The organism is Candidatus Njordibacter sp. Uisw_002 (genome assembly GCF_047730155.1).
GTDB lineage: Bacteria > Pseudomonadota > Gammaproteobacteria > Pseudomonadales > Balneatricaceae > Njordibacter.
Genome location: NZ_CP159832.1, coordinates 1,728,943 through 1,747,734 on the forward strand (window position 1 = coordinate 1,728,943; position 18,792 = coordinate 1,747,734).

Here is an 18,792-nt window from a genome sequence, read left to right on the forward strand (position 1 = left end):
TTGACCCATTATGAAAGAGAACGTTATGAGCAACACCCAAGTATTACCAGAAAAAGCCCGCATTGCCATTATTGGTGGCGGTATTATTGGCACCTCCGTAGCCTACCACCTAGCTAAACGCGGCATTAAAGACGTTGTACTGATTGAGCGTAAACAGCTCACTTGCGGCACTACTTGGCACGCTGCTGGCCTTGTGAGCTTATTGTGGCCCACACCTACTTTGACAAACCTCGCTAAGTATAGCCATGAACTCTATGCAGGTTTGGAAGAAGAAACAGGTCAAGCCACAGGCTATAAGCGTATTGGCAGTATTTCATTAGCCCGCACTGAAGCACGCCTTGAAGAGATTAAACGCACATCATCTATGGCAAAAGTATTTGGTGTGGAATCGGAAATGATTGATAACACACGCCTTGAGAAGCTCTACCCAGGTATCAATACAGACGGTATTATCGGTGCTCTGTATACTCCAGATGATGGCCAAACCAACCCAATCGACACCACTATGGCTCTGGCTAAAGGTGCGCGCATGAATGGTGTGGAAATCTTTGAAAACACTGCTATGGAGGAGCTCATCATCAAAGATAATGTGGTTACTGGCATTCGCACTGACAAAGGCACTATGGAAGTAGACCAGGTTATTTTATGTGGTGGCATGTGGACGCGCGACCTTGCCAAAACTGTAGGTGTTAATTTACCTATTTATACCTGTGAGCACCAATACATTGTCACTGAAGAAATGGAAGGCTTAACACCTCGTCCTGTTCTTCGTGACTACGACCAAGGCCTTTATTTTAAAGAAGACGCGGGTAAAATGTTGGTGGGATGGTTTGAAGACAATGCCATTGGCATGCCGATGAGTAAGATAGCGGATGATTTTTGCTTTGGTCAATTCCCATTAGATCAAGACCACGTGGAGCCCTATGTAATGAGCAGCATGGATGTGTTTCCTCAGCTAGAAACCACAGGCATTCGCACTTGGTTTAATGGCCCAGAAAGCTTCACCAACGACAACCTTCACTTGCTTGGGCCTACCTCAGAAGTAGATAAGCTATTTATTGCTGCAGGTATGAACTCAAAAGGCATTGGAGCAGGCGGTGGCGTGGGTAAAATCATGGCCGACTGGATGATTGACGGCTTTCCATCAGGCGACGTCACAGAGTGCGATCTACGCCGCCATCACCCAGCTCAACAACACGACGAATACGTCGCTGAGCGCATTCCTGAGGCCTTAGGCCACACTTATGCAATGCATTGGCCATTTTACCAATACGAAACTGCACGCGATCAGATTCACTCGCCTTTACACCAAGAACTTAAAGAGGCTGGGGCTTGTTTTGGAGAGGTCTGTGGTTACGAGCGAGCAAACTGGTTTGCTAACCCAGGCCAAGAAGCTAAATATGAATATAGCTATCAAAAGTCCAACTGGTTTGAAAATAACAAACAAGAACACATGGCTATGCGCGAGGGTGTAGGCCTTTACGATATGTCCTCTTTTGGTAAATTTGAAGTCACAGGCCCTGCCGCTGCTAAAAATTTGCAATATATTTGTTCTGGTAACATCGATATTCCCATAGGCAAAGTAGTTTACACACACTTCCTTAACGCCCGTGGTGGGATCGAAGCCGATGTTACCATAGTGCGCACAGGGCAAACCACTTATTGGGTGATTACTGGCATTAGCTCCCACTCACGGGATTGGTGGCATTTAAACCATCGCCTAACAGACGATGTGCTTTTACAGGACATTAGTATGAATTTTGGCGCTATGGCGCTGCAAGGTCCATTAGCTCGAGATGTATTGTCTAAGGTAACCACTGCAGATTTAAGCAACGAAGCTTTCCCATTTGCTACAGGCAAGTTGATGGAAGTAGCTAGCATAAAAATGTGGGTACAGCGTTTGAGCTACGTGGGTGAACTAGGTTGGGAGTTATTTGTGCCAGCCCAACATACGGCTACAGTTTATCGTGCTTTATTTGCAGCCGGTGAAGAATTTGGCATTCGCAACGTAGGTATGCATGCCGTAAACAGCGCACGTATGGAAAAAGGGTTTGTGCACTGGGGCCATGATGTTGGGCCAGAAGATAACTTATTTCAAGCAGGCCTAAGCTGGGCGGCCAAACCTGATGTGAGCAGTTTTATTGGCATTAACGGGTTTAAGGAACAATTGGCAGCTAAGGGCACAGATCGAAGGTTAGTTCAGTTTAAACTGGATGATAAAGACGCCATGTTGTTCCACAACGAACCTATAGTGATGGACGGTGAAATAGTAGGCTACCTTACTTCGGGCATGTACGGCCACGCTGTGGGTAGCGCTATTGGTATGGGCTATGTGAACTCGCCTGACTTGTCACCTATTCGTTTATCAAAAGCGACGTTTGAAATAGAGATTGCACTAAAGCGATACTCAGCTCAAGCTAGCTTGCAAGGTTTTTACGACCCTAAAGGCCTACGCCCAAAAGCCTAGACCTTTTATGGTGGGTGCTTGACCTAGGCACTCACCATAAATTCACCCATGACTTGCTCTATAACCGCCCCTATTAAATAACAATCTTCATCGTTAAATGTGAGCGGCACACGAAGGTCTAGAGTTTTTTCTAAGGCCTTAAGAGTGTTGGGTAAGTGTGGCATGGGATCAATGTAGTGCCAGCTATCATAGCGACTGGTGAAGGCTTTTGGCTTATCATCACCAAACCACTTAAGCTCTACCCCTTGCGCTGCACAGGCCTCAATAAAGGCCGGTATTTGCGCTAGGCTTAAGCTAGTTGGGCGAAATTGTAGTGAACTGCCCACAAACGATTCTCTGTCATCTCTAAGTGGAATATCTAACCCTGCAACTGCAGCAATAGTATTGTGTAAAATAGCGTAGCGGCTATTCCACCGTGCACAATTTGCATCAAGCCTGGGCATCTGCGACAAACCTATAGCCGCACGTATGTTATCCATACGCCCAGACATATTGGCACTGGTTAAGCGAATGTTTTCAAACACCTCAGGCTTAGGCGCTGCTCCATGGCGCTCATAAAGCATATAAGAGCCTGAATGCATAATAAGACGCGCTGCAATCATTGCATCATCAGTCACTACTAAACCACCCTCACCTGTATTTAAGTGCTTGTAGGTTTGTAAGCTAAAAGCCGCTACTTGACCAAAATTACCAGACTTTTTGCCCTCCCATGCTCCACCCATAGTATGTGCACAGTCTTCTAATACCTGTAAACCTAGTTTGTTACACAAAGTCATCAGCTTTTCCATGTTAGGAATGTGCCCACGCATCAAAGATAACAACAAAATTTTAGCATTACTGCTTTTAGCTTTAGCTTCTAAATCAGCCAAATCAAGGTGGTAATCCTCACCTATTTCCACCAACACAGGTTTGCCACCGGCGGCAAAAATAGCCCCAGGCACAGGCGCCAAGGTATAAGCATTAGTGAGCACTTCATCGCCTGCTTGCAAACCCATAGCGCGCAATGCAATATGCAAACCATAGCCTCCTGAAGTGCAGGCTAAGCAATATTTTCGCCCCTGATATTGTGCAAAACTTTGCTCAAGTAAAGCCGCATCAGACCACTCATCTCCCACCGTGTTATAACGGTGTAATCGGCCCGAATCAAGTAGCTCCATCACTCTTTTTTTAGCGGCCTCTGGAATGGCTTCTTGTTGGGTAAATGGTTTTTTAAAATGTAGTTTTGGCATCACTAAAGCTCATGTTTGTATACTGTGCGGTAAGATCTCACACCGAGTAAATCATCGCAAGGGGAACATCGTATTACTAATATGGTAAGCGTTATAACATTGCATTAATTAAAAGTAAAATGATGTAAAGGCCATGTGTTTCAATACTACTAGACTACACTAGCTCAAGGTTAATTGTTATCAAACCCTATGTGTGACATTCTAATCAGAAGCTCTAACTATGCGGCTGTAGCATAGACGATTTAAAAAATTAAGGATGACTTTTGAATGAGTAAAAAATTGAGCATCACCCGCGTAGCTATGACACTTGTGTTATTGCTAGGGGTGTCGTTTGGCGGGGCTTTGTATTATTGGTATAAAAATGCTGATGTATTTGGTGCAGCCATGACACCAGCACAGCAAAAGCTTTACTTTGAGTCAAAAAACTTTTCAGATGCCACATTTAATAATCAACTCAACACTCCCTTAAACCAGTCCTTTAGCCTTATGATAAGTAGTTTATGGGACTATATGACAGCGCAAAATCTGGCCCCAAAAAACAACATTGAGATAATCCAAACAGACTCTTCACTGCTTGCAAACCCACTTAATAAAAACCAACTTCTCTGGTATGGCCATTCCACATTTTTATTACAAACAGCCAATAAAACCTTATTGTTTGACCCTATCTTTAGCAAGATTGCAGCGCCTCACACGTCTCTTGGTAGCCCTCGTTATAACGATCTACTGCCTATTGAGCCTTCACAGCTACCCACTATAGACGCGGTGATCATCTCTCATGATCACTATGACCACTTAGACTACCCTACAATTATGCAACTAGATGCCAAGGTAAAACATTACTATGTACCCCTTGGTGTGGGACAACATTTATTGCACTGGGGTATATCAAAGGAGCGCATTAGCGAAATGGATTGGTGGCAGTCTAACGACTTGGATGACATCACCCTTACTTTAACCCCTGCGCGTCACTTTTCTGGCAGGCGCTTAGGCAATATCAAATCAACTCTTTGGGGTGGGTGGATGGTAGAAGCGCCGCAACAAAGGTTTTTTTTTAGTGGTGATAGTGGCTACGGCCCTCATTTTAAAGAAGTGGGTAAGCGTTTTGGACCTATCGATATGGCCTTATTAGATTCAGGCCAATATAACTTCCGCTGGGATAAGGTTCATATGACGCCAAAACAAAGCGTACAAGCCGCAAAAGATTTAGAGGCTCATATTTTGATGCCTGTGCACTGGGGTGCTTTCACTTTATCCTTACACCCATGGGATGAGCCTGCAGCACAAACGGCCCTCATAGCAAAAGAGCAACACCAAGCGTTTGTTATTCCACGTATAGGTGAACTCATTCAATTGCAGGATGAGCCCAAAGCTAGAGCACCTTGGTGGAAAAATTTTTAACATGAACTATGACATTGTTGAATTATTTTAGGCAAAAAAAAGCCCAATAAATTGGGCAAAAAACACTCAGAGATGAACTAACTTTTAGAAGTGTAGACCATCAATGAGCTTTGCGTAGAAAAAATGGGAAATAATTAAAATTAGATACTGCATTCATTAGTTTCACAGTGCAATTCTACGTCGGCAGCAGTAATCGCACTCATATTAAATATGCCACGGCCTGAAACCGACGGGATAACAATATGAGCAGGTTTAGCTAAACCATGCACAAATGGGCCGATAAGTAAGGCATCTGTTAATGAGCGAATAAGACCTAAGGTAATGTTGGCAGTGTCTAAGTTGGGCATTATCAGCAAATTGGGCTGCCCAGTAAGCTTTGAGTTGGGGAAAATTGTCTGGCGCAACTCTTCGTTAAGGGCCGTGTATGAATGCATTTCACCTTCTATCTGGGCATCAGGATAACGCTTTCGAAGTGTTGCAGAGGCATCACGTACTTTATGCGCTTGTGGGTCGCTAGATGTGCCAAAGTTAGAGTGGGATAATAGTGCTACTTTGGGCTCAATACCAAACTGACGTACGAATTCCATACTCGCTTCAGTGGTCGACACAAGCTCTTGCGCTGTGGGATCTACAGTTAAAAACGCATCAGCTAAAAATAAAGGACCACTGGGTAACAACAAAGCACATACGGTAGATACATGCGTGTCTGGTGTTTTACGACCTAGCACCTGATACAAGGTTTTAAAGTGGGTATCAAAGCGCCCCACTTTGCCGCATATCATTCCATGGGCTTCATCTAAGCTAACCATAACAGAGGCTAACGCAGTGGTGTTATTACGCATATCGTGTTTTGCAGTTTCTACGGAAATACCTTTGCGTGCCACTTTGGCATGATAGTGCTGCCAATAGCGGCTGTGTAAATCACAATCTTTAGGGTCAAACACATCCACGTCTAAGCCTAACTTAAAACTTAAGCTCAACCGATCAAGTGATTTTTCAATCACATTTTTACGGCCAATAAGAATAGGCTTTGCTACACCTTCATCCACTGTAGCTTGCAAAGACATGAGCACGTCTTCGTTTTCACCTTCAGCATAAACGATACGACGCTTAGGGCCTTGCTTAGCTTTTTCAATCATAGGCTGCATAAACAAGCCAGCCTGATTCACATAGCTTTGCAATTTAACGCGATAGGCATCAAGGTCTTCAATAGGGCGAGTAGCTACACCACTTTCCATCGCTGCCTTCACTACAGCCAATGGCACTTCTTCTATTAAGCGCGGGTCAAAAGGCTTTGGAATAAGGTATTGTGGGCCAAATTTGAAGTTTTCACCTGGGTAAGCTGATGCCACCACATCTGTTACTTCTTTACAGGCTAAATCTGCAATGGCTCTAACGCAGGCATGCTTCATGGCTTCATTAATAGTTGTGGCACCACAATCTAATGCACCACGAAAGATAAAGGGAAAACACAACACATTATTCACTTGGTTGGGGAAGTCTGAGCGCCCGGTAGCCACAATTGCATCTGGCCGCACTGCCATAGCAAGCTCTGGCATAATTTCTGGCGTAGGGTTAGCCATGGCTAAGATAAGTGGTCTTGGGGCCATGGTTTTGACCATGTCTTGGGTAAGTACTCCTGGAGCTGATAAACCCATAAACAAATCAGCATCTACCATAGCATCAGCTAAGGTGCGGTCTTGGGTTTGTCTTGCGTAAGCTTCCTTCCAAGGGTTCATCCCGTGGTCACGGCCTTTATAGATAACGCCAGAGCGATCTATTAAGGTGACGTGATCGCGAGGGAGCCCCATGCTCACAAGCAAGTCTAGGCATGCAATGCTAGCGGCGCCTGAGCCTGAGCCTACTACCTTAATGTCTTCTATTTTTTTGCCTACCACTCGTAAACCATTATAAACCGCAGCCGCAGCTACAATGGCTGTGCCGTGCTGATCATCATGAAATACGGGGATATTCATACGCTCACGCAAAGCTTTTTCTACTAAAAAGCATTCTGGCGCTTTAATGTCTTCTAAGTTAATGGCGCCAAAAGTAGGCTCTAACGAGGCAATTATGTCCACTAACTTATCAACGTCATTTTCTTGAATCTCAATATCAAATACGTCAATATTGGCAAATTTCTTAAATAAAACAGCCTTGCCTTCCATCACTGGTTTAGAAGCTAGTGGACCAATATTACCTAAGCCCAAAACAGCTGTACCATTGGTAATAACACCTACCAAGTTGCCACGAGCAGTGACTGCTGCTGCCATGCCCACATCTTCCACAATGGCTTCACAGGCGTAAGCTACACCTGGTGAATATGCCATCGCTAAGTCTCTTTTATTTGCCAAGGGTTTTGTGGGCTGAATACACAATTTACCGGGCGTGGGATGAGTATGGTAGCGCATTGCACTATCTTTAAGAGACTCAGACATGAACATTTCCTTAAGAGTAATTATTTAACAAACAAAAGCGATGTCGTTAGTGGGTATTTAATAGGCGCACAAGGGTAGCGCGTTCAGAGTAAAAGCTAAAGCTTCTACTGCCAATTAAATTTATGTAGTAATACTACAAAAATTGCAAATATATGTCAATTATAGATTTTTTATTGGCATTATTGTAATTTATTTACATTTTTATAGCCAAACTAAAGCAACCGTTTTAAAGATTGAGAAATTTCAGATTAAAGATTCAGAGGAGCATTTGAGTATGGAGAGAGCCAAGCAGGTACATCATGGCACCTGCTAATAATACCTGGATTCTAATCAGAGTTTAAACATCCCTAGCCATGTTATAAAACTCTTTATTTGGCTGTATGGAGGCAAAATTAACCAGACGATTACTGAGCCCAAAGAAGGCAGTAATAGCAGCAATATCCCACGTATCATCTTCACTAAAACCGTGGCCTTTGAGCATCGTAAAGTCTTCGTCACTTGTGGCTTGAGCATTGTTAGATATTTTGAGCGCAAACGTTAGCATGGCTTTTTGCCGCGCCGAAATATCAGCTTTAAGGTGATTGATCGCCACTTGATCAGCCACCAAAGCATCCTTAGCTCGTATGCGCAAGACTGCCCCATGAGCTACCACACAGTACAAACAACCGTTGTCACTAGATGTAGCCACAATGATCATTTCCCGCTCAGCTTGGGTTAGGCCGCTATCCTTTATCATTAACGCATCATGGTAATCCATAAATGCACGTAATTCGTCTGGACGATGAGCCATTGCCAAAAAAATGTTAGGTACAAAACCTGCCTTTTCTTGCACCGCTAACACCCTACTTTTAATGTCTGCTGGCAAACTATCTAAAGCGGCCACGGGATAACGACTAATATGGCTCATAGCTTGGTTCCTAATTAAGCATTTACATTAACTACAAAACGACCACGAGTTAGTCCATCTATTTGGTCTTGAGCCGTTTTCAAGGCTTGCTCTAAGGTAATTTCAGTCATAATAGCTTCTAGATGAGCAAGGTCTAAATCTTGCGCTAAGCGGTTCCATGCTGCAATACGATCGGCCTTTGGACGATACACACTGTCAATACCTGCTAGGGTGACGCCACGTAAGATAAACGGCATTACTGTCGCTGGTAAATCAAACCCTTGGGCCAATCCACACGCAGCCACTGTGCCACCATACTTCATAGATGCGCAAATATTAGCTAATGTATGACTACCCACAGCATCTATTGCACCTGCCCAACGCTCTCTTGCTAACGGCCTACCTTTTTCACTTAGCTCACTACGATCCATCACGGCAGTGGCACCTAAACTTAACAAATAATCTGTTTCTTGCGCACGGCCACTTGAAGCCACAACGTTATAACCTAATTTGGCTAACAGGCTTATTGCAACACTGCCCACACCACCAGCAGCCCCAGTGACTAGTATTTCGCCTTTATCTGGTGTTACGCCATGTTGTTCTAGGGCCATTACACATAACATCGCAGTGTAGCCGGCTGTGCCTATAGTCATGGCTTGTTTAGGAGTAAAGGCAGTAGGCAACGGCACTAGCCAATCACCCTTCACACGGGCCACTTGCGCCAATCCACCCCAATGCCCCTCACCTACACCAAACCCGTTAAGCACTACTTTATCGCCTACTTTAAAGTCGTTATGGTCACTTTTTTCTACCGTACCAGCAAGGTCTATTCCAGGCACCATAGGAAAGCTGCGCACTACTGGAGATGTTCCTGTAATCGCCAAACTATCTTTGTAATTTAGGGTGGAATAATCCACTTTCACCAATACATCACCTTCAGGTAATTGTGATTCTTCAATCTGACTTAATTTGGCGGTGTAACCTGTGTCGTCCTTGTTAATTAGCAGTGCTTTCATTAGAAAAATCTCATTGTTAATGTTGGTAGATTAGGCTACATAATACCTTTAAATGGACATAAAAGTATTAGTCTTTGGTAATCATTTTTGTTGCGACAGGCTCTCATATTGGAGGCTTATTAACGTCATTGCCCTCTTTTGAACAAAGTGATAGTTTTAGAGGCATATTAATAAATATAACAAATCACCTATGAAAATCTCAGAAATCCACATCTACCAAAAAGACCAACGTATCGTTGATGGGCCATATATTATGTCCACCATGACCTTAACCTCAATTGATGCCACTATTATAAAAGTGGTGGCTGATAATGGCTTAGTAGGCTGGGGGGAAGTGTCTCCCCTGGGCCCCGCTTACCAACCCCAACATGCACTTGGCGCTAGAGCGGCGTTGTGCCATCTTGCTCCTGATTTAATCGGTAGCTCTTGCTTACACCCGCTATTATTGCAAAGGCGCATGAACGATCTACTCAATGGTCACAACTACGCCAAGGCCGCCATAGATTTTGCAATTATGGATTTGATGGGCAAATATTACAAAGTACGCGTGTGTGATTTATTGGGCGGCCCAGTGCGAGAGCGCCTGCCTGCTTATTTTGCTATCAGTAAGGGCTCTCCTGATGACACTGCACGTAAGGCCAAAGATAAGCTAGCTCAAGGTTACAAGCGACTTCAAATTAAATCCGGTGGCCGAGATGTGGCTGAAGACATTGAAGCCATCCGCAAGGTTTGGGAAGCTGTAGGTAACAAAGCCAACCTAGTGGTTGATGCAAACCGTGGTATGACCGGCAGCCAAGCCATGCAATTAAGCTTAGCCTGCAAAGATATTCCTTTCTTGTTTGAACAGCCTTGTAATACGATGGAAGAGGTGAGCAATATTCGTCCCCAAATAGCTCATCCTATTGCTCTTGATGAAAATATTGAAGGCATTAACGACGTTCTTAGAGCTATTTCTATGAATGCATGCGATGGCTTCGGCTTAAAGCTCACACGAGTAGGTGGCCTCAACGCCATGGCTACCATACGAGACGTATGTGAAGCCCGCGGCCTGCCACATACTTGTGAAGACAGCTGGGGCGGAGACATTGTCTCTGCGGCTATTTTACATATGGGCGCTACTGTAAAGCCTGCCATGCTGGAGGGTGTGTGGACCGCTGGCAACTACATAGAAGAGAGTTATGATCCAGCAAACACTGTTGCTTGCACAGACGGTTTTTTCGATTTACCTACTGGTTTCGGCTTAGGCATAACACCCCAAGAGGATCGCATTGGCCATCTAGTACATTCTTTTTAAATATGGCTGGCCATCTTCACCCAAACAACATGTTGCCAAGCATACGCCCAGGCATCAAGGTGAAGCCGCCAGCAACGATGAGTCCACCAATGTAAAGCCCTATCATAGACCACCTATGCCTTTTCACATTGCCATTTTTAATGGCCCAGTAAGCGCTAGGCACGCAATAAAGTACCAGCACACTAAGTAGATGAATAAAGCCAAAATGGTTAAATAGTCTTGGACCAACTTGGGCTGACATCAATAAAGTGACCATGGCTGTAAACAGCATTAATACCATATAGATGCGACCTATAAGCTTATGTACTTCAGTGCCTTTTTTAGTGACCATCATAAAAGTAGCCATTAGAAATGCTGGCGCAATGGTACCTAAATGCATAAATGATAAGGTTTCATACCACAGATCTAGATTCATAATAAAGCCTTAGGTGCTAATGGAGCAATGTTTGTGGTTAAATTAAATGAGCATAGCGCCTAAGCACAATGCCTGCAAAAAGAGATATTAAAGCCATCACCCAAAATACCTGACCACTAATATGTTCGTACAAACTGCCAGCGATGGTCATGCTAATGCCCATGAAAGCTCCTAACGCTAGAGAGTCATATAGTGTTTGAGCGGAAGCTGTGAGCTGATCTGGCACTTTTTGGGTAATGTATTGGTTTATTGCCAAGTGGGTGGCTGCAAAAGTGAACGCATGTAAAAGTTGCACGATAAACAGCACGGCAACGTCAGTAGAGAACCCCAAGGTAAGCCAACGCACCACTGCTGCTATCACTGCCATCCACAAAAGGCCTTTAACACCCACCTTAAGTATTAACCACATGCCAATGGCAAACAACACCACCTCTGCAGCTACACCTTGGGCCCACAATAGCCCTATGACTGATTCACTGATACCAGCCTTAATCCAATGTAAGGTGCCAATGGTATAGAGTGCTCCATGACTAGCTTGCAACAAAGAGCCAGCAGCTACAATGACAACAAAACCAGGCAATTTAAACAACTCTATAAAGGCTAATTTACGATTTGTTTTAGCTTGTGGACGGATATCTGGTAGGGATAGCGAAAATACAATCACAATTGCAGCTAACACCAATAAAAGCTGAGGGTAGGCCTCTATAGTAAATGCAGTGATGTACAGCCCGCTAAGGGTAGAAGAGATAATAAAGGCCACAGATCCCCACAAGCGGGCCTTGCTATAATTGAGCTTGCCCAAACGAGTAGCGGCAATTGCTAGCCCATCTACCATAGGAATATGACTAGTTTGCAATGCACCCACTATAAACCAAGTCAAAAGCATGGGCCAAAAGGTTTCAAATTGTAAAAACACACTAAAGCCCAAAAATGCCAACACCGATAAAGCTAAGATCCAGCGTTTTTTATGGCCAGTGGCATCTGCTAATACTCCCACACCTAGGCCAAAAAACACCTTACTCACAAATGCAGAGCTAAGAATAAGCGCAGCTTCCTCAGCATCCAGTCCACGGCTTACCATCCAATAAGGCATAAACGGTAATACCAAACCAAAGCAAGTAAAATAAGCGAAAAAGAAACCAGAAAATACAAGTTGTCCACCAGCCTTAGTTAATTTTGTACTAGAGGGCATTAATTGATCCTTTTTATGCACTATTGTTTGGTAAATCGTAAAAGGTAAGTGTAGCCGATGAAGGCAAATAAATCCTGTTAGCTTAATGTCTAGATTGTAATGTGGGCAATGCCTGCCATACTGTGCCCTTCGCTATTTACTTGCGCACTAAAACCCTATGCAAAGCCCTTATTTTCAGTCATTTACACAAGATATCCAACGACTTAAAGTGTTATGTGCAGGCATTGCCAGCCTTATATTAATGGTGGGTATTGCACGCTTTGCCTACACCCCGATGCTGCCTTTAATGCAGCAGCACGCAGGCTTAGGCATTGCTCAAGGTGGATGGCTAGCGGCCTTCAACTACGCTGGCTACTTTTGCGGTGCTTTAATTGCCGCAAACATTAGCGATCTACAAAAAAAGGATCATCTGTATCGGCTAGGGTTATTGGTGGCGTTAGCTACTACCTTGGGCCTAGCGCTGACTCAAAATTTTTGGATATGGGGCGCTTTGCGGTTTTTTTCAGGCCTAAGTAGCGCCGCTGGATTACTTTTAGGATCGGGTTTAGTGATGCACTGGTTATTACGTCATCAATCACGCTCTGAACTGGGCATTCATTTCATTGGTATGGGTGCGGGCATCTTTTTAACAGCTCTATTTGTATACCTAATCGCAGAGCAAATAAGCTGGCAACAGCACTGGTATTGGTTCACAGCATTTGGGGCATTGTTAGCTATACCCGCATGGTTTTGGCTGCCCAGACCTAATCTAAGCGGCTATACAGTGGGGGGAGATAAGATGATGGATCAGCCTCCATCCAAGCAATTTCTCCAAAGCTTTATGCTGGCCTACTTTTGCGCGGGTGTGGGCTATGCCGTTATCATTACCTTCATTGTTGCCCATGTAAACCAAATCGCTGGCGACAGTGCTTATGGCGCCTTAACGTTTATGATCATTGGCCTTGCTGCTGCTCCTGCGTGTATTATTTGGGATCTTGTGGCCCGTAAGGTGGGTAATTTAAACGCGCTATTATTAGCCTACATTTTACAATTTACCGGCATGCTCATCCCTATATTAAGCCCAGGTTTAATATGGACCTTTGTGGGGGCTGCTTTATTTGGTGGCACCTTTATTGGCATTGTAAGCTTGGTGCTCACTATGGCAGGGCGCTACTTTCCTACCCGCCCAGCAAAAATGATGGGCAAGATGACTTTGTCATATGGCGTAGCTCAAGTAGCTGCTCCTGCTGCTGCTGGCATGCTTGCACAGTGGTCTGGTAACTACCATTTAAGCATTATCATTTCTAGCGGCATCATGCTTTTGGGTTGCTGGTTGATCTATAGCTTGCGTAAGCATGAGTAATATAAATCATGTTTAGGTACTTTATAGTTAAATCTATTAGCCAGCCAGATTTAACCCAGAGCCAACCAACCCGCTACACCAATCATTAACGTGCCTGCAATACGGTTCATCAGGCGCACATTGCCGCTTTTTTGCAATGCTTTACTTAGGCTTTTGCCCCCTAAGGCATATACCATTAAAGACATAGCCTCCAATGTTAAAATCACCGTCAGCAAAATCACCATCTGGCTTACTAACGGCCGCGCTGGATCTATAAATGGCGGTAACAACGCAATAAAAAAAGCCCAGCCTTTAGGGTTGGCCACTGCCGTAATAAAGCCCTGAGTAGCTAACTGTAGGCGGCCTGTATTGTTAGGAACGCCGTTAAGGTCTATAGCCATTTTACCACGAGAGCGCCATAGTTGGATGCCAAGATATAGCAGGTAGCCCCCACCTGCCAGTTTGAGTATTACAAACAATTGTGGGTATTGCACAATAAGTGCTGCCACACCAATTACCACTGACACAGCCACTAACCCTACACCAAAAAGCTCTCCTAGCATCATCCACATAGTGCGGCGTATGCCTACAGTCATACCTAGGGTAAGAGCTAGGGTCATGCACATTCCTGGCGTCACAGAAACAAAGAAAAAGGTAGGGATTAACGCGAACAATAAAGCGGTACTCATTAATTTCGTCCATTGAATTTATACTTAGCAAGGATAGTGCACGGCGTTCTAATCTGTGTCAATGAATGGGCACCATCTAAGACATTTTCAGGCAAATCAGTTACCATCAGCCCATACATTAGTGCGGTCATTATTCTAAAGCACTATCCAAGTTAAGGTTTATTTATGTTTCAAACGCGCACATTTTTTAAAACACTATTTGACGAAGTAGTCACAGTATCTGTGCCGTTATTCAAGCTTATGATACCCATCATTTTACTGGTGAAAGTGCTTGAGGAACTAGGTGCTATAACCCTTTTAGGTCAATGGCTAGGCCCTCTCATGGCGCTGGTTGGTTTGCCTGAAGAAATGGGCTTAGTGTGGGCTGCCACTATTGCCACCAATATCTATGGCGGCATGATTGTGCTTTATTCAGTCGCTGCTGATAACACTTTAACCGTGGCCCAAATGACTGTTTTAGGCGGCCTTTTATTGATGGCTCATGGTCTGCCTATTGAGACCCGCATTGCGCAGTTAGCAGGCATGAGAATGCGTGTGGCAATTATTACGCGCATGCTTGGCGCTTTTGCTTTTGCTTGGTTATTGCATATATTTTATGATCAAACCCAAACATTACAGGAGCCTGCGCAAATGATGTGGCAGCCCCAACCCATACCTGACGGCTTGGTCTATTGGTTTCTAGCCCAAGCAAAAGCTTTGGTGATGATTCAAATCGTTATTATAATATTGCTTACTTTTTTAAAAATAATGCGCATGCTGGGAGTAGAAAAAGTCATCCAATGGATGCTGCGCCCGCTACTTAAACTAGTAGGCATTGGTAAAGAAGCCACCACTATTACTTTAGTTGGCATCACCTTAGGCATCGCTTTTGGAGGTGGGTTATTAATTAAAGAAGCACATGCTGGTCATGTGTCTAAAAAGGACGTGTTTACTTCGTTAATACTCCTTGGCTTTTGCCATAGTTTAATTGAAGACACCCTGCTGGTCATATTATTAGGCGCCCACCTTTCTGGGGTACTTTGGTTTCGCTTAGTATTTGCATTTATGTTTACCAGCGCTATGAGCTACTGGCTGACTAAGGTAGGCCCTGAGTTCCAACAAAAGCACTTGATGAGACCATAGAAAATAAGGCCATGCTAAAAATTTCTACCCGTATTATTATTCCTGATCACGAGATTGAGCAACAGTTTATCCGCTCACAAGGTGCAGGAGGCCAACATGTGAATAAAACCTCTACAGCTGTGCATTTGTTTTTTGATATCCGCGCCTCCACTTCTTTGCCTGCCTACGTGAAACACAAATTGCTCAATACCTCAGACCACCGTATCAGTGCGTCAGGTAAGATTATTATTAAATCACAAGGCAGTCGCAGCCAAGATGCTAATCGTCAAACCGCTCTAGAGCAATTGACCCTAGTCATCCAAGCTGCCATGGTGCAAGAGAAAAGACGCATCGCCACAAAACCCACTAAAGGCTCCAAAACCAGACGTTTGGATGGCAAAACTCAAAAAGGACATACGAAAAAATTACGCTCAAAAGTGCATGGGGTCTGAGACTACTTTATAGTCGCCAGGCACAAAGTCTATAGGCAATTTAATGTGGCCTACTTGGGTGCGATGAATGTCTAGCACTGGGTTACTAAAATGCCCAAACATGCGCTTTATTTGATGATAGCGACCTTCTTTTAGTATGACTTGCGCTGTGGTTTGCGAAAGCACATGCAGCTGTGCAGGAAGTGTTGTCAAATTTTCAAAGGCAAAATAAATACCTTCGTTGAAACCATCCACTTGGTCTTGGGTAATGGGATGGGTCACGTTGACTGTGTAGTATTTGGCAAGTTTGGTCTGTGGCTGAGTGATTTTTCGAGACCACTGGCCATCATTTGATAATAGCAATAAGCCTGTGCTGTGCAGGTCTAGCCGCCCAGCGATATGTAAGTGGTGATACTTTGGCGGCAAAAGCTCCAACGCTGTCGTGTGTTGGTCATCTACCGTAGCGCTGACAATGCCTGCAGGTTTATAGAGCATCACGTAGATAGGTTTGTGATGCCTTAGAAGTTTGCCTTCCACTTCTATTTTAGAAAATTGCCCAATAATCTGCTCACCGTCAAAGCAAACCACATCATCTAAAATCACTAAACCACGAGCAAGTAAAAGCTGAACTTGGCGCTTTTTATAGCTTAACTCTTGGCTGATAAACTTATCTAATCTAGCCGCATATGAAACCATGAATGCCTACCTAAATTTTTACCTAAGCCTTTACTGCAAGCTACCAAGCGCCACTAACAAGAAAGCTTTTATACGTTATTAGCTTAGTTTTATTTGCTTGTAAGGCACCTTCAAATTTTACATTAAGAGGGGATGGCATTTTTTTAGGCGTTTTAACAAACCAGTCTATTGCCAACTTACCCCGCTGAATATGGGCTTTTTCTGTTACCATCGCTGACATCTTTTCACTTGCCAAGACGTTATTTTCTGAGATAAAAAAGTCGCCTTGGGCTTGTACATCCGTTAATATTTTTTTGGCTTTTGCCATAGGCTTTTGCATCATCCAAGGGTCTATACGGGCCTCTTTTCCAGCCCTTTTAACCAACACAGGAAATAGCGGCGCCATGAAATCTATCAAGTATCCATCAGCTTCAATCCACCAATGGTGTTGGCTATCGCTACTTTTTAACTGTCCAGCCTGGTAGTCTCCAAACGCTAACACCTTCGCCTGTAAACCTAAATGGTAGGCCGCAGATCCCATGACAGGTTGCGCGGCAATACCATAATGACGTTTTAAAATTTGGGCGCCATACACGCTAAATAACATGCTGGCTTCATGGCTATCCACGCTGTCAGCAATAAGTAAAGAGTGGATAGTGGAATAGATACGGCGGTAATCGGCAAGAGTGATGAGCATAGTAGGTATTATTAAATTCTCAAAGGGTAAAAGAAAAGCCGGCAAAGTAAGCAGGAAAATCGCCTACCCTCTTAGCCAGCCTTAATTATAACCGATAGTATTAGTCGTTGCTCCAACCACTGATAGATTTCACTTCTAAGAAATCTTCCAAACCCCAAACGCCTCCTTCTCTGCCATTACCTGATTGCTTATAACCACCAAATGGAGAGCCTAAAGCCCTAAAAGTGCCGTTCATCTCCACCATGCCAGAACGTAAGCGGCGTGCAATGCGGTTTGCCTTGGCACTGTCTTGGGTTTGAACATAGTTAGTTAAACCGTATACTGTGTCATTGGCTATGTTGATGGCTTCTTCTTCTGTATCAAATGGGATCATGCACAACACGGGGCCAAATACTTCTTCACGAGCGATATTCATGTCGTTATTGACGTCAGCAAAGATGGTAGGTTTCACGAAATAACCTGTTTCCAAACCTTCTGGTTTGCCAAGGCCACCCACAACAACACGTGCTCCCTCATCAATGCCTACCTTAATAAGCCCTTGAATCTTGTTATATTGTAGCTCAGATACCACAGGGCCAATATGACGCCCGTGCTCAGATGCTTTACCTACTTGCACTTTTGCAGCAGCAGCGGTGGCTAGTGCAACGGCTGTGTCATAATAACTGCGCTCTACCAGCATACGCGTAGGCGCATTACAAGATTGGCCAGTGTTATTAAAGCAATGGAAAACACCCCGTGACACCGCTTTTTCATCAGCATCAGCAAACACTATATTGGCGCCTTTACCACCCAGCTCTAATGCCACCCGCTTTACACTGTCTGCTGCATTTTTAGAAATAAGCGCACCTGCTCTAGTAGAGCCTGTGAAAGACACCATATCAACATCTGCATGACTGGTTAATTGTGAGCCTACACCAACACCGTCGCCATTAATCATATTAAAGACGCCTGCGGGAAACCCAGCTTGGTGAATCATATCAGCAAATACCAAGCTTGATAGTGGTGCAATTTCAGAAGGTTTAAGAACCATGGTGCAGCCGGCAGCCATCGCAGCAATCACTTTTAGACTCACTTGGTTCATGGGCCAATTCCAAGGAGTGATTAATGCACACACACCAATAGCTTCGTAAATGATGCGATCATTGGGTGCTTGGTCATTTAATACACGCTCAAACTCAAACTTTTCCAGCTCACTAATCAAACCTTCAGTGTGGCTTGAGCCCGATTCTGCTTGAGAGGTTATGGCCATATCAATAGGGGCACCCATTTCAATGCTGATGGCTTGACCCATTTCGTCTACACGCGAAAGGTAAATATTGAGGAAGTTTTTCAACAATCCTAAACGGTATGCTTTTGAAGTTTGACTCCAGCTATCAAAAGCTACTTTTGCAGCAGCGACAGCAGCATCTGTGTCAGCTTGACCACCTATGGAAATGACAGCACACACTTTTTCAGTGGAAGGGTCTACCACATCCATCTCACTACCAGACAAAGGTGCAACCCATGCCCCGTTAATGTAAAACTTTTTACTATCGATCATAAG

Annotated in this window: 16 protein-coding genes; 6 read left to right on the forward strand and 10 right to left on the reverse strand. The window is 44.2% G+C overall.

Going from position 1 to position 18,792, the window contains the following annotated elements; translation table 11 throughout:
* Positions 1-25 precede the first annotated feature (25 nt).
* The gene (locus ABXT42_RS08210) at positions 26-2,467 is read left to right on the forward strand and encodes a GcvT family protein (RefSeq protein WP_443627666.1); all 2,442 of its coding nucleotides are present in this window, start codon (positions 26-28) and stop codon (positions 2,465-2,467) included.
* A 23-nt stretch (positions 2,468-2,490) separates the two neighbouring features.
* On the opposite strand, the gene ABXT42_RS08215 is transcribed toward ABXT42_RS08210, so the two are convergent.
* Positions 2,491-3,696: a DegT/DnrJ/EryC1/StrS family aminotransferase gene (locus tag ABXT42_RS08215; RefSeq protein ID WP_443627667.1), complete on the reverse strand. Its 1,206-nt coding sequence runs from the start codon at positions 3,694-3,696 to the stop codon at positions 2,491-2,493.
* Between the two features lie 267 nt (positions 3,697-3,963).
* Between ABXT42_RS08215 and ABXT42_RS08220 the strand changes: the two genes are divergently transcribed.
* A complete protein-coding gene (locus ABXT42_RS08220) occupies positions 3,964-5,097 on the forward strand; it encodes an MBL fold metallo-hydrolase (protein WP_443627668.1) in 1,134 nt (377 codons plus the stop codon).
* Between the two features lie 140 nt (positions 5,098-5,237).
* Here ABXT42_RS08220 and ABXT42_RS08225 read toward each other — a convergent pair whose 3' ends face one another.
* From ABXT42_RS08225 to acuI, 3 genes are all read right to left on the reverse strand, one after another.
* Complete coding sequence (locus ABXT42_RS08225; protein WP_443627669.1) at positions 5,238-7,532, reverse strand: NADP-dependent malic enzyme; 2,295 nt, start codon at positions 7,530-7,532, stop codon at positions 5,238-5,240.
* 337 nt (positions 7,533-7,869) lie between these two features.
* Positions 7,870-8,439: a peroxidase-related enzyme gene (locus tag ABXT42_RS08230; RefSeq protein ID WP_443627670.1), complete on the reverse strand. Its 570-nt coding sequence runs from the start codon at positions 8,437-8,439 to the stop codon at positions 7,870-7,872.
* Positions 8,440-8,453: 14 nt separating this feature from the next.
* A complete protein-coding gene (gene acuI / locus ABXT42_RS08235; RefSeq protein WP_443627671.1) occupies positions 8,454-9,434 on the reverse strand; it encodes an acrylyl-CoA reductase (NADPH) in 981 nt (326 codons plus the stop codon).
* A gap of 190 nt (positions 9,435-9,624) precedes the next feature.
* On the opposite strand from acuI, the gene ABXT42_RS08240 reads away from it, so the two are divergent.
* On the forward strand, positions 9,625-10,728 hold the full coding sequence (locus ABXT42_RS08240; protein WP_443627672.1) for a mandelate racemase/muconate lactonizing enzyme family protein: 1,104 nt from the start codon (positions 9,625-9,627) through the stop codon (positions 10,726-10,728).
* Positions 10,729-10,744: 16 nt separating this feature from the next.
* Here ABXT42_RS08240 and ABXT42_RS08245 read toward each other — a convergent pair whose 3' ends face one another.
* Both ABXT42_RS08245 and ABXT42_RS08250 read right to left on the reverse strand, forming a co-directional pair.
* Positions 10,745-11,143, reverse strand: a complete 399-nt coding sequence (locus tag ABXT42_RS08245) for a DUF2306 domain-containing protein (RefSeq protein WP_443627673.1) — start codon at positions 11,141-11,143, stop codon at positions 10,745-10,747.
* A gap of 37 nt (positions 11,144-11,180) precedes the next feature.
* Positions 11,181-12,335 carry an MFS transporter gene (locus ABXT42_RS08250; protein ID WP_443627674.1) on the reverse strand — a complete coding sequence of 385 codons (1,155 nt, stop codon included), beginning with the start codon at positions 12,333-12,335 and terminating at the stop codon, positions 11,181-11,183.
* A gap of 157 nt (positions 12,336-12,492) precedes the next feature.
* Between ABXT42_RS08250 and ABXT42_RS08255 the strand changes: the two genes are divergently transcribed.
* Positions 12,493-13,677: a YbfB/YjiJ family MFS transporter gene (locus ABXT42_RS08255; protein ID WP_443627675.1), complete on the forward strand. Its 1,185-nt coding sequence runs from the start codon at positions 12,493-12,495 to the stop codon at positions 13,675-13,677.
* Positions 13,678-13,727: 50 nt separating this feature from the next.
* Here the strand turns inward: ABXT42_RS08255 and ABXT42_RS08260 are convergent, their stop codons facing one another.
* Positions 13,728-14,345 carry a LysE family translocator gene (locus ABXT42_RS08260; protein WP_443627676.1) on the reverse strand — a complete coding sequence of 206 codons (618 nt, stop codon included), beginning with the start codon at positions 14,343-14,345 and terminating at the stop codon, positions 13,728-13,730.
* Positions 14,346-14,510: 165 nt separating this feature from the next.
* On the opposite strand from ABXT42_RS08260, the gene ABXT42_RS08265 reads away from it, so the two are divergent.
* Entirely contained in the window at positions 14,511-15,467 is a 957-nt protein-coding gene (locus tag ABXT42_RS08265; RefSeq protein ID WP_443627677.1) for a hypothetical protein, read from the forward strand.
* A gap of 11 nt (positions 15,468-15,478) precedes the next feature.
* Positions 15,479-15,898, forward strand: coding sequence for an alternative ribosome rescue aminoacyl-tRNA hydrolase ArfB (gene arfB, locus ABXT42_RS08270; RefSeq protein ID WP_443627678.1), 420 nt, complete (start codon positions 15,479-15,481; stop codon positions 15,896-15,898).
* Here the strand turns inward: arfB and ABXT42_RS08275 are convergent.
* The 3 genes from ABXT42_RS08275 to ABXT42_RS08285 all read right to left on the reverse strand — a co-directional run bounded on the left by ABXT42_RS08275 (position 15,878) and on the right by ABXT42_RS08285 (position 18,789).
* Entirely contained in the window at positions 15,878-16,573 is a 696-nt protein-coding gene (locus tag ABXT42_RS08275) for a pseudouridine synthase (protein ID WP_443627679.1), read from the reverse strand. The genes arfB and ABXT42_RS08275 overlap by 21 nt on opposite strands.
* Before the next feature lie 40 nt (positions 16,574-16,613).
* Positions 16,614-17,249: a DUF2026 family protein gene (locus tag ABXT42_RS08280; RefSeq protein ID WP_443627680.1), complete on the reverse strand. Its 636-nt coding sequence runs from the start codon at positions 17,247-17,249 to the stop codon at positions 16,614-16,616.
* Positions 17,250-17,349: 100 nt separating this feature from the next.
* Positions 17,350-18,789 (reverse strand): aldehyde dehydrogenase family protein, encoded by a 1,440-nt coding sequence (locus tag ABXT42_RS08285; RefSeq protein ID WP_443627681.1) that lies wholly within the window; start codon positions 18,787-18,789, stop codon positions 17,350-17,352.
* Positions 18,790-18,792: the final 3 nt, after the last annotated feature.

What these genes read in the sequence shown, in the direction of transcription:
- ABXT42_RS08210 (WP_443627666.1), top strand. Translation starts at nt 26, where the DNA reads ATGAGCAACACCCAAGTATTACCAGAAAAAGCCCGCATTGCCATTATT.
- ABXT42_RS08215 (WP_443627667.1), bottom strand. Translation starts at nt 3,696, where the DNA reads ATGCCAAAACTACATTTTAAAAAACCATTTACCCAACAAGAAGCCATT.
- ABXT42_RS08220 (WP_443627668.1), top strand. Translation starts at nt 3,964, where the DNA reads ATGAGTAAAAAATTGAGCATCACCCGCGTAGCTATGACACTTGTGTTA.
- ABXT42_RS08225 (WP_443627669.1), bottom strand. Translation starts at nt 7,532, where the DNA reads ATGTCTGAGTCTCTTAAAGATAGTGCAATGCGCTACCATACTCATCCC.
- ABXT42_RS08230 (WP_443627670.1), bottom strand. Translation starts at nt 8,439, where the DNA reads ATGAGCCATATTAGTCGTTATCCCGTGGCCGCTTTAGATAGTTTGCCA.
- acuI (WP_443627671.1), bottom strand. Translation starts at nt 9,434, where the DNA reads ATGAAAGCACTGCTAATTAACAAGGACGACACAGGTTACACCGCCAAA.
- ABXT42_RS08240 (WP_443627672.1), top strand. Translation starts at nt 9,625, where the DNA reads ATGAAAATCTCAGAAATCCACATCTACCAAAAAGACCAACGTATCGTT.
- ABXT42_RS08245 (WP_443627673.1), bottom strand. Translation starts at nt 11,143, where the DNA reads ATGAATCTAGATCTGTGGTATGAAACCTTATCATTTATGCATTTAGGT.
- ABXT42_RS08250 (WP_443627674.1), bottom strand. Translation starts at nt 12,335, where the DNA reads ATGCCCTCTAGTACAAAATTAACTAAGGCTGGTGGACAACTTGTATTT.
- ABXT42_RS08255 (WP_443627675.1), top strand. Translation starts at nt 12,493, where the DNA reads ATGCAAAGCCCTTATTTTCAGTCATTTACACAAGATATCCAACGACTT.
- ABXT42_RS08260 (WP_443627676.1), bottom strand. Translation starts at nt 14,345, where the DNA reads ATGAGTACCGCTTTATTGTTCGCGTTAATCCCTACCTTTTTCTTTGTT.
- ABXT42_RS08265 (WP_443627677.1), top strand. Translation starts at nt 14,511, where the DNA reads ATGTTTCAAACGCGCACATTTTTTAAAACACTATTTGACGAAGTAGTC.
- arfB (WP_443627678.1), top strand. Translation starts at nt 15,479, where the DNA reads ATGCTAAAAATTTCTACCCGTATTATTATTCCTGATCACGAGATTGAG.
- ABXT42_RS08275 (WP_443627679.1), bottom strand. Translation starts at nt 16,573, where the DNA reads ATGGTTTCATATGCGGCTAGATTAGATAAGTTTATCAGCCAAGAGTTA.
- ABXT42_RS08280 (WP_443627680.1), bottom strand. Translation starts at nt 17,249, where the DNA reads ATGCTCATCACTCTTGCCGATTACCGCCGTATCTATTCCACTATCCAC.
- ABXT42_RS08285 (WP_443627681.1), bottom strand. Translation starts at nt 18,789, where the DNA reads ATGATCGATAGTAAAAAGTTTTACATTAACGGGGCATGGGTTGCACCT.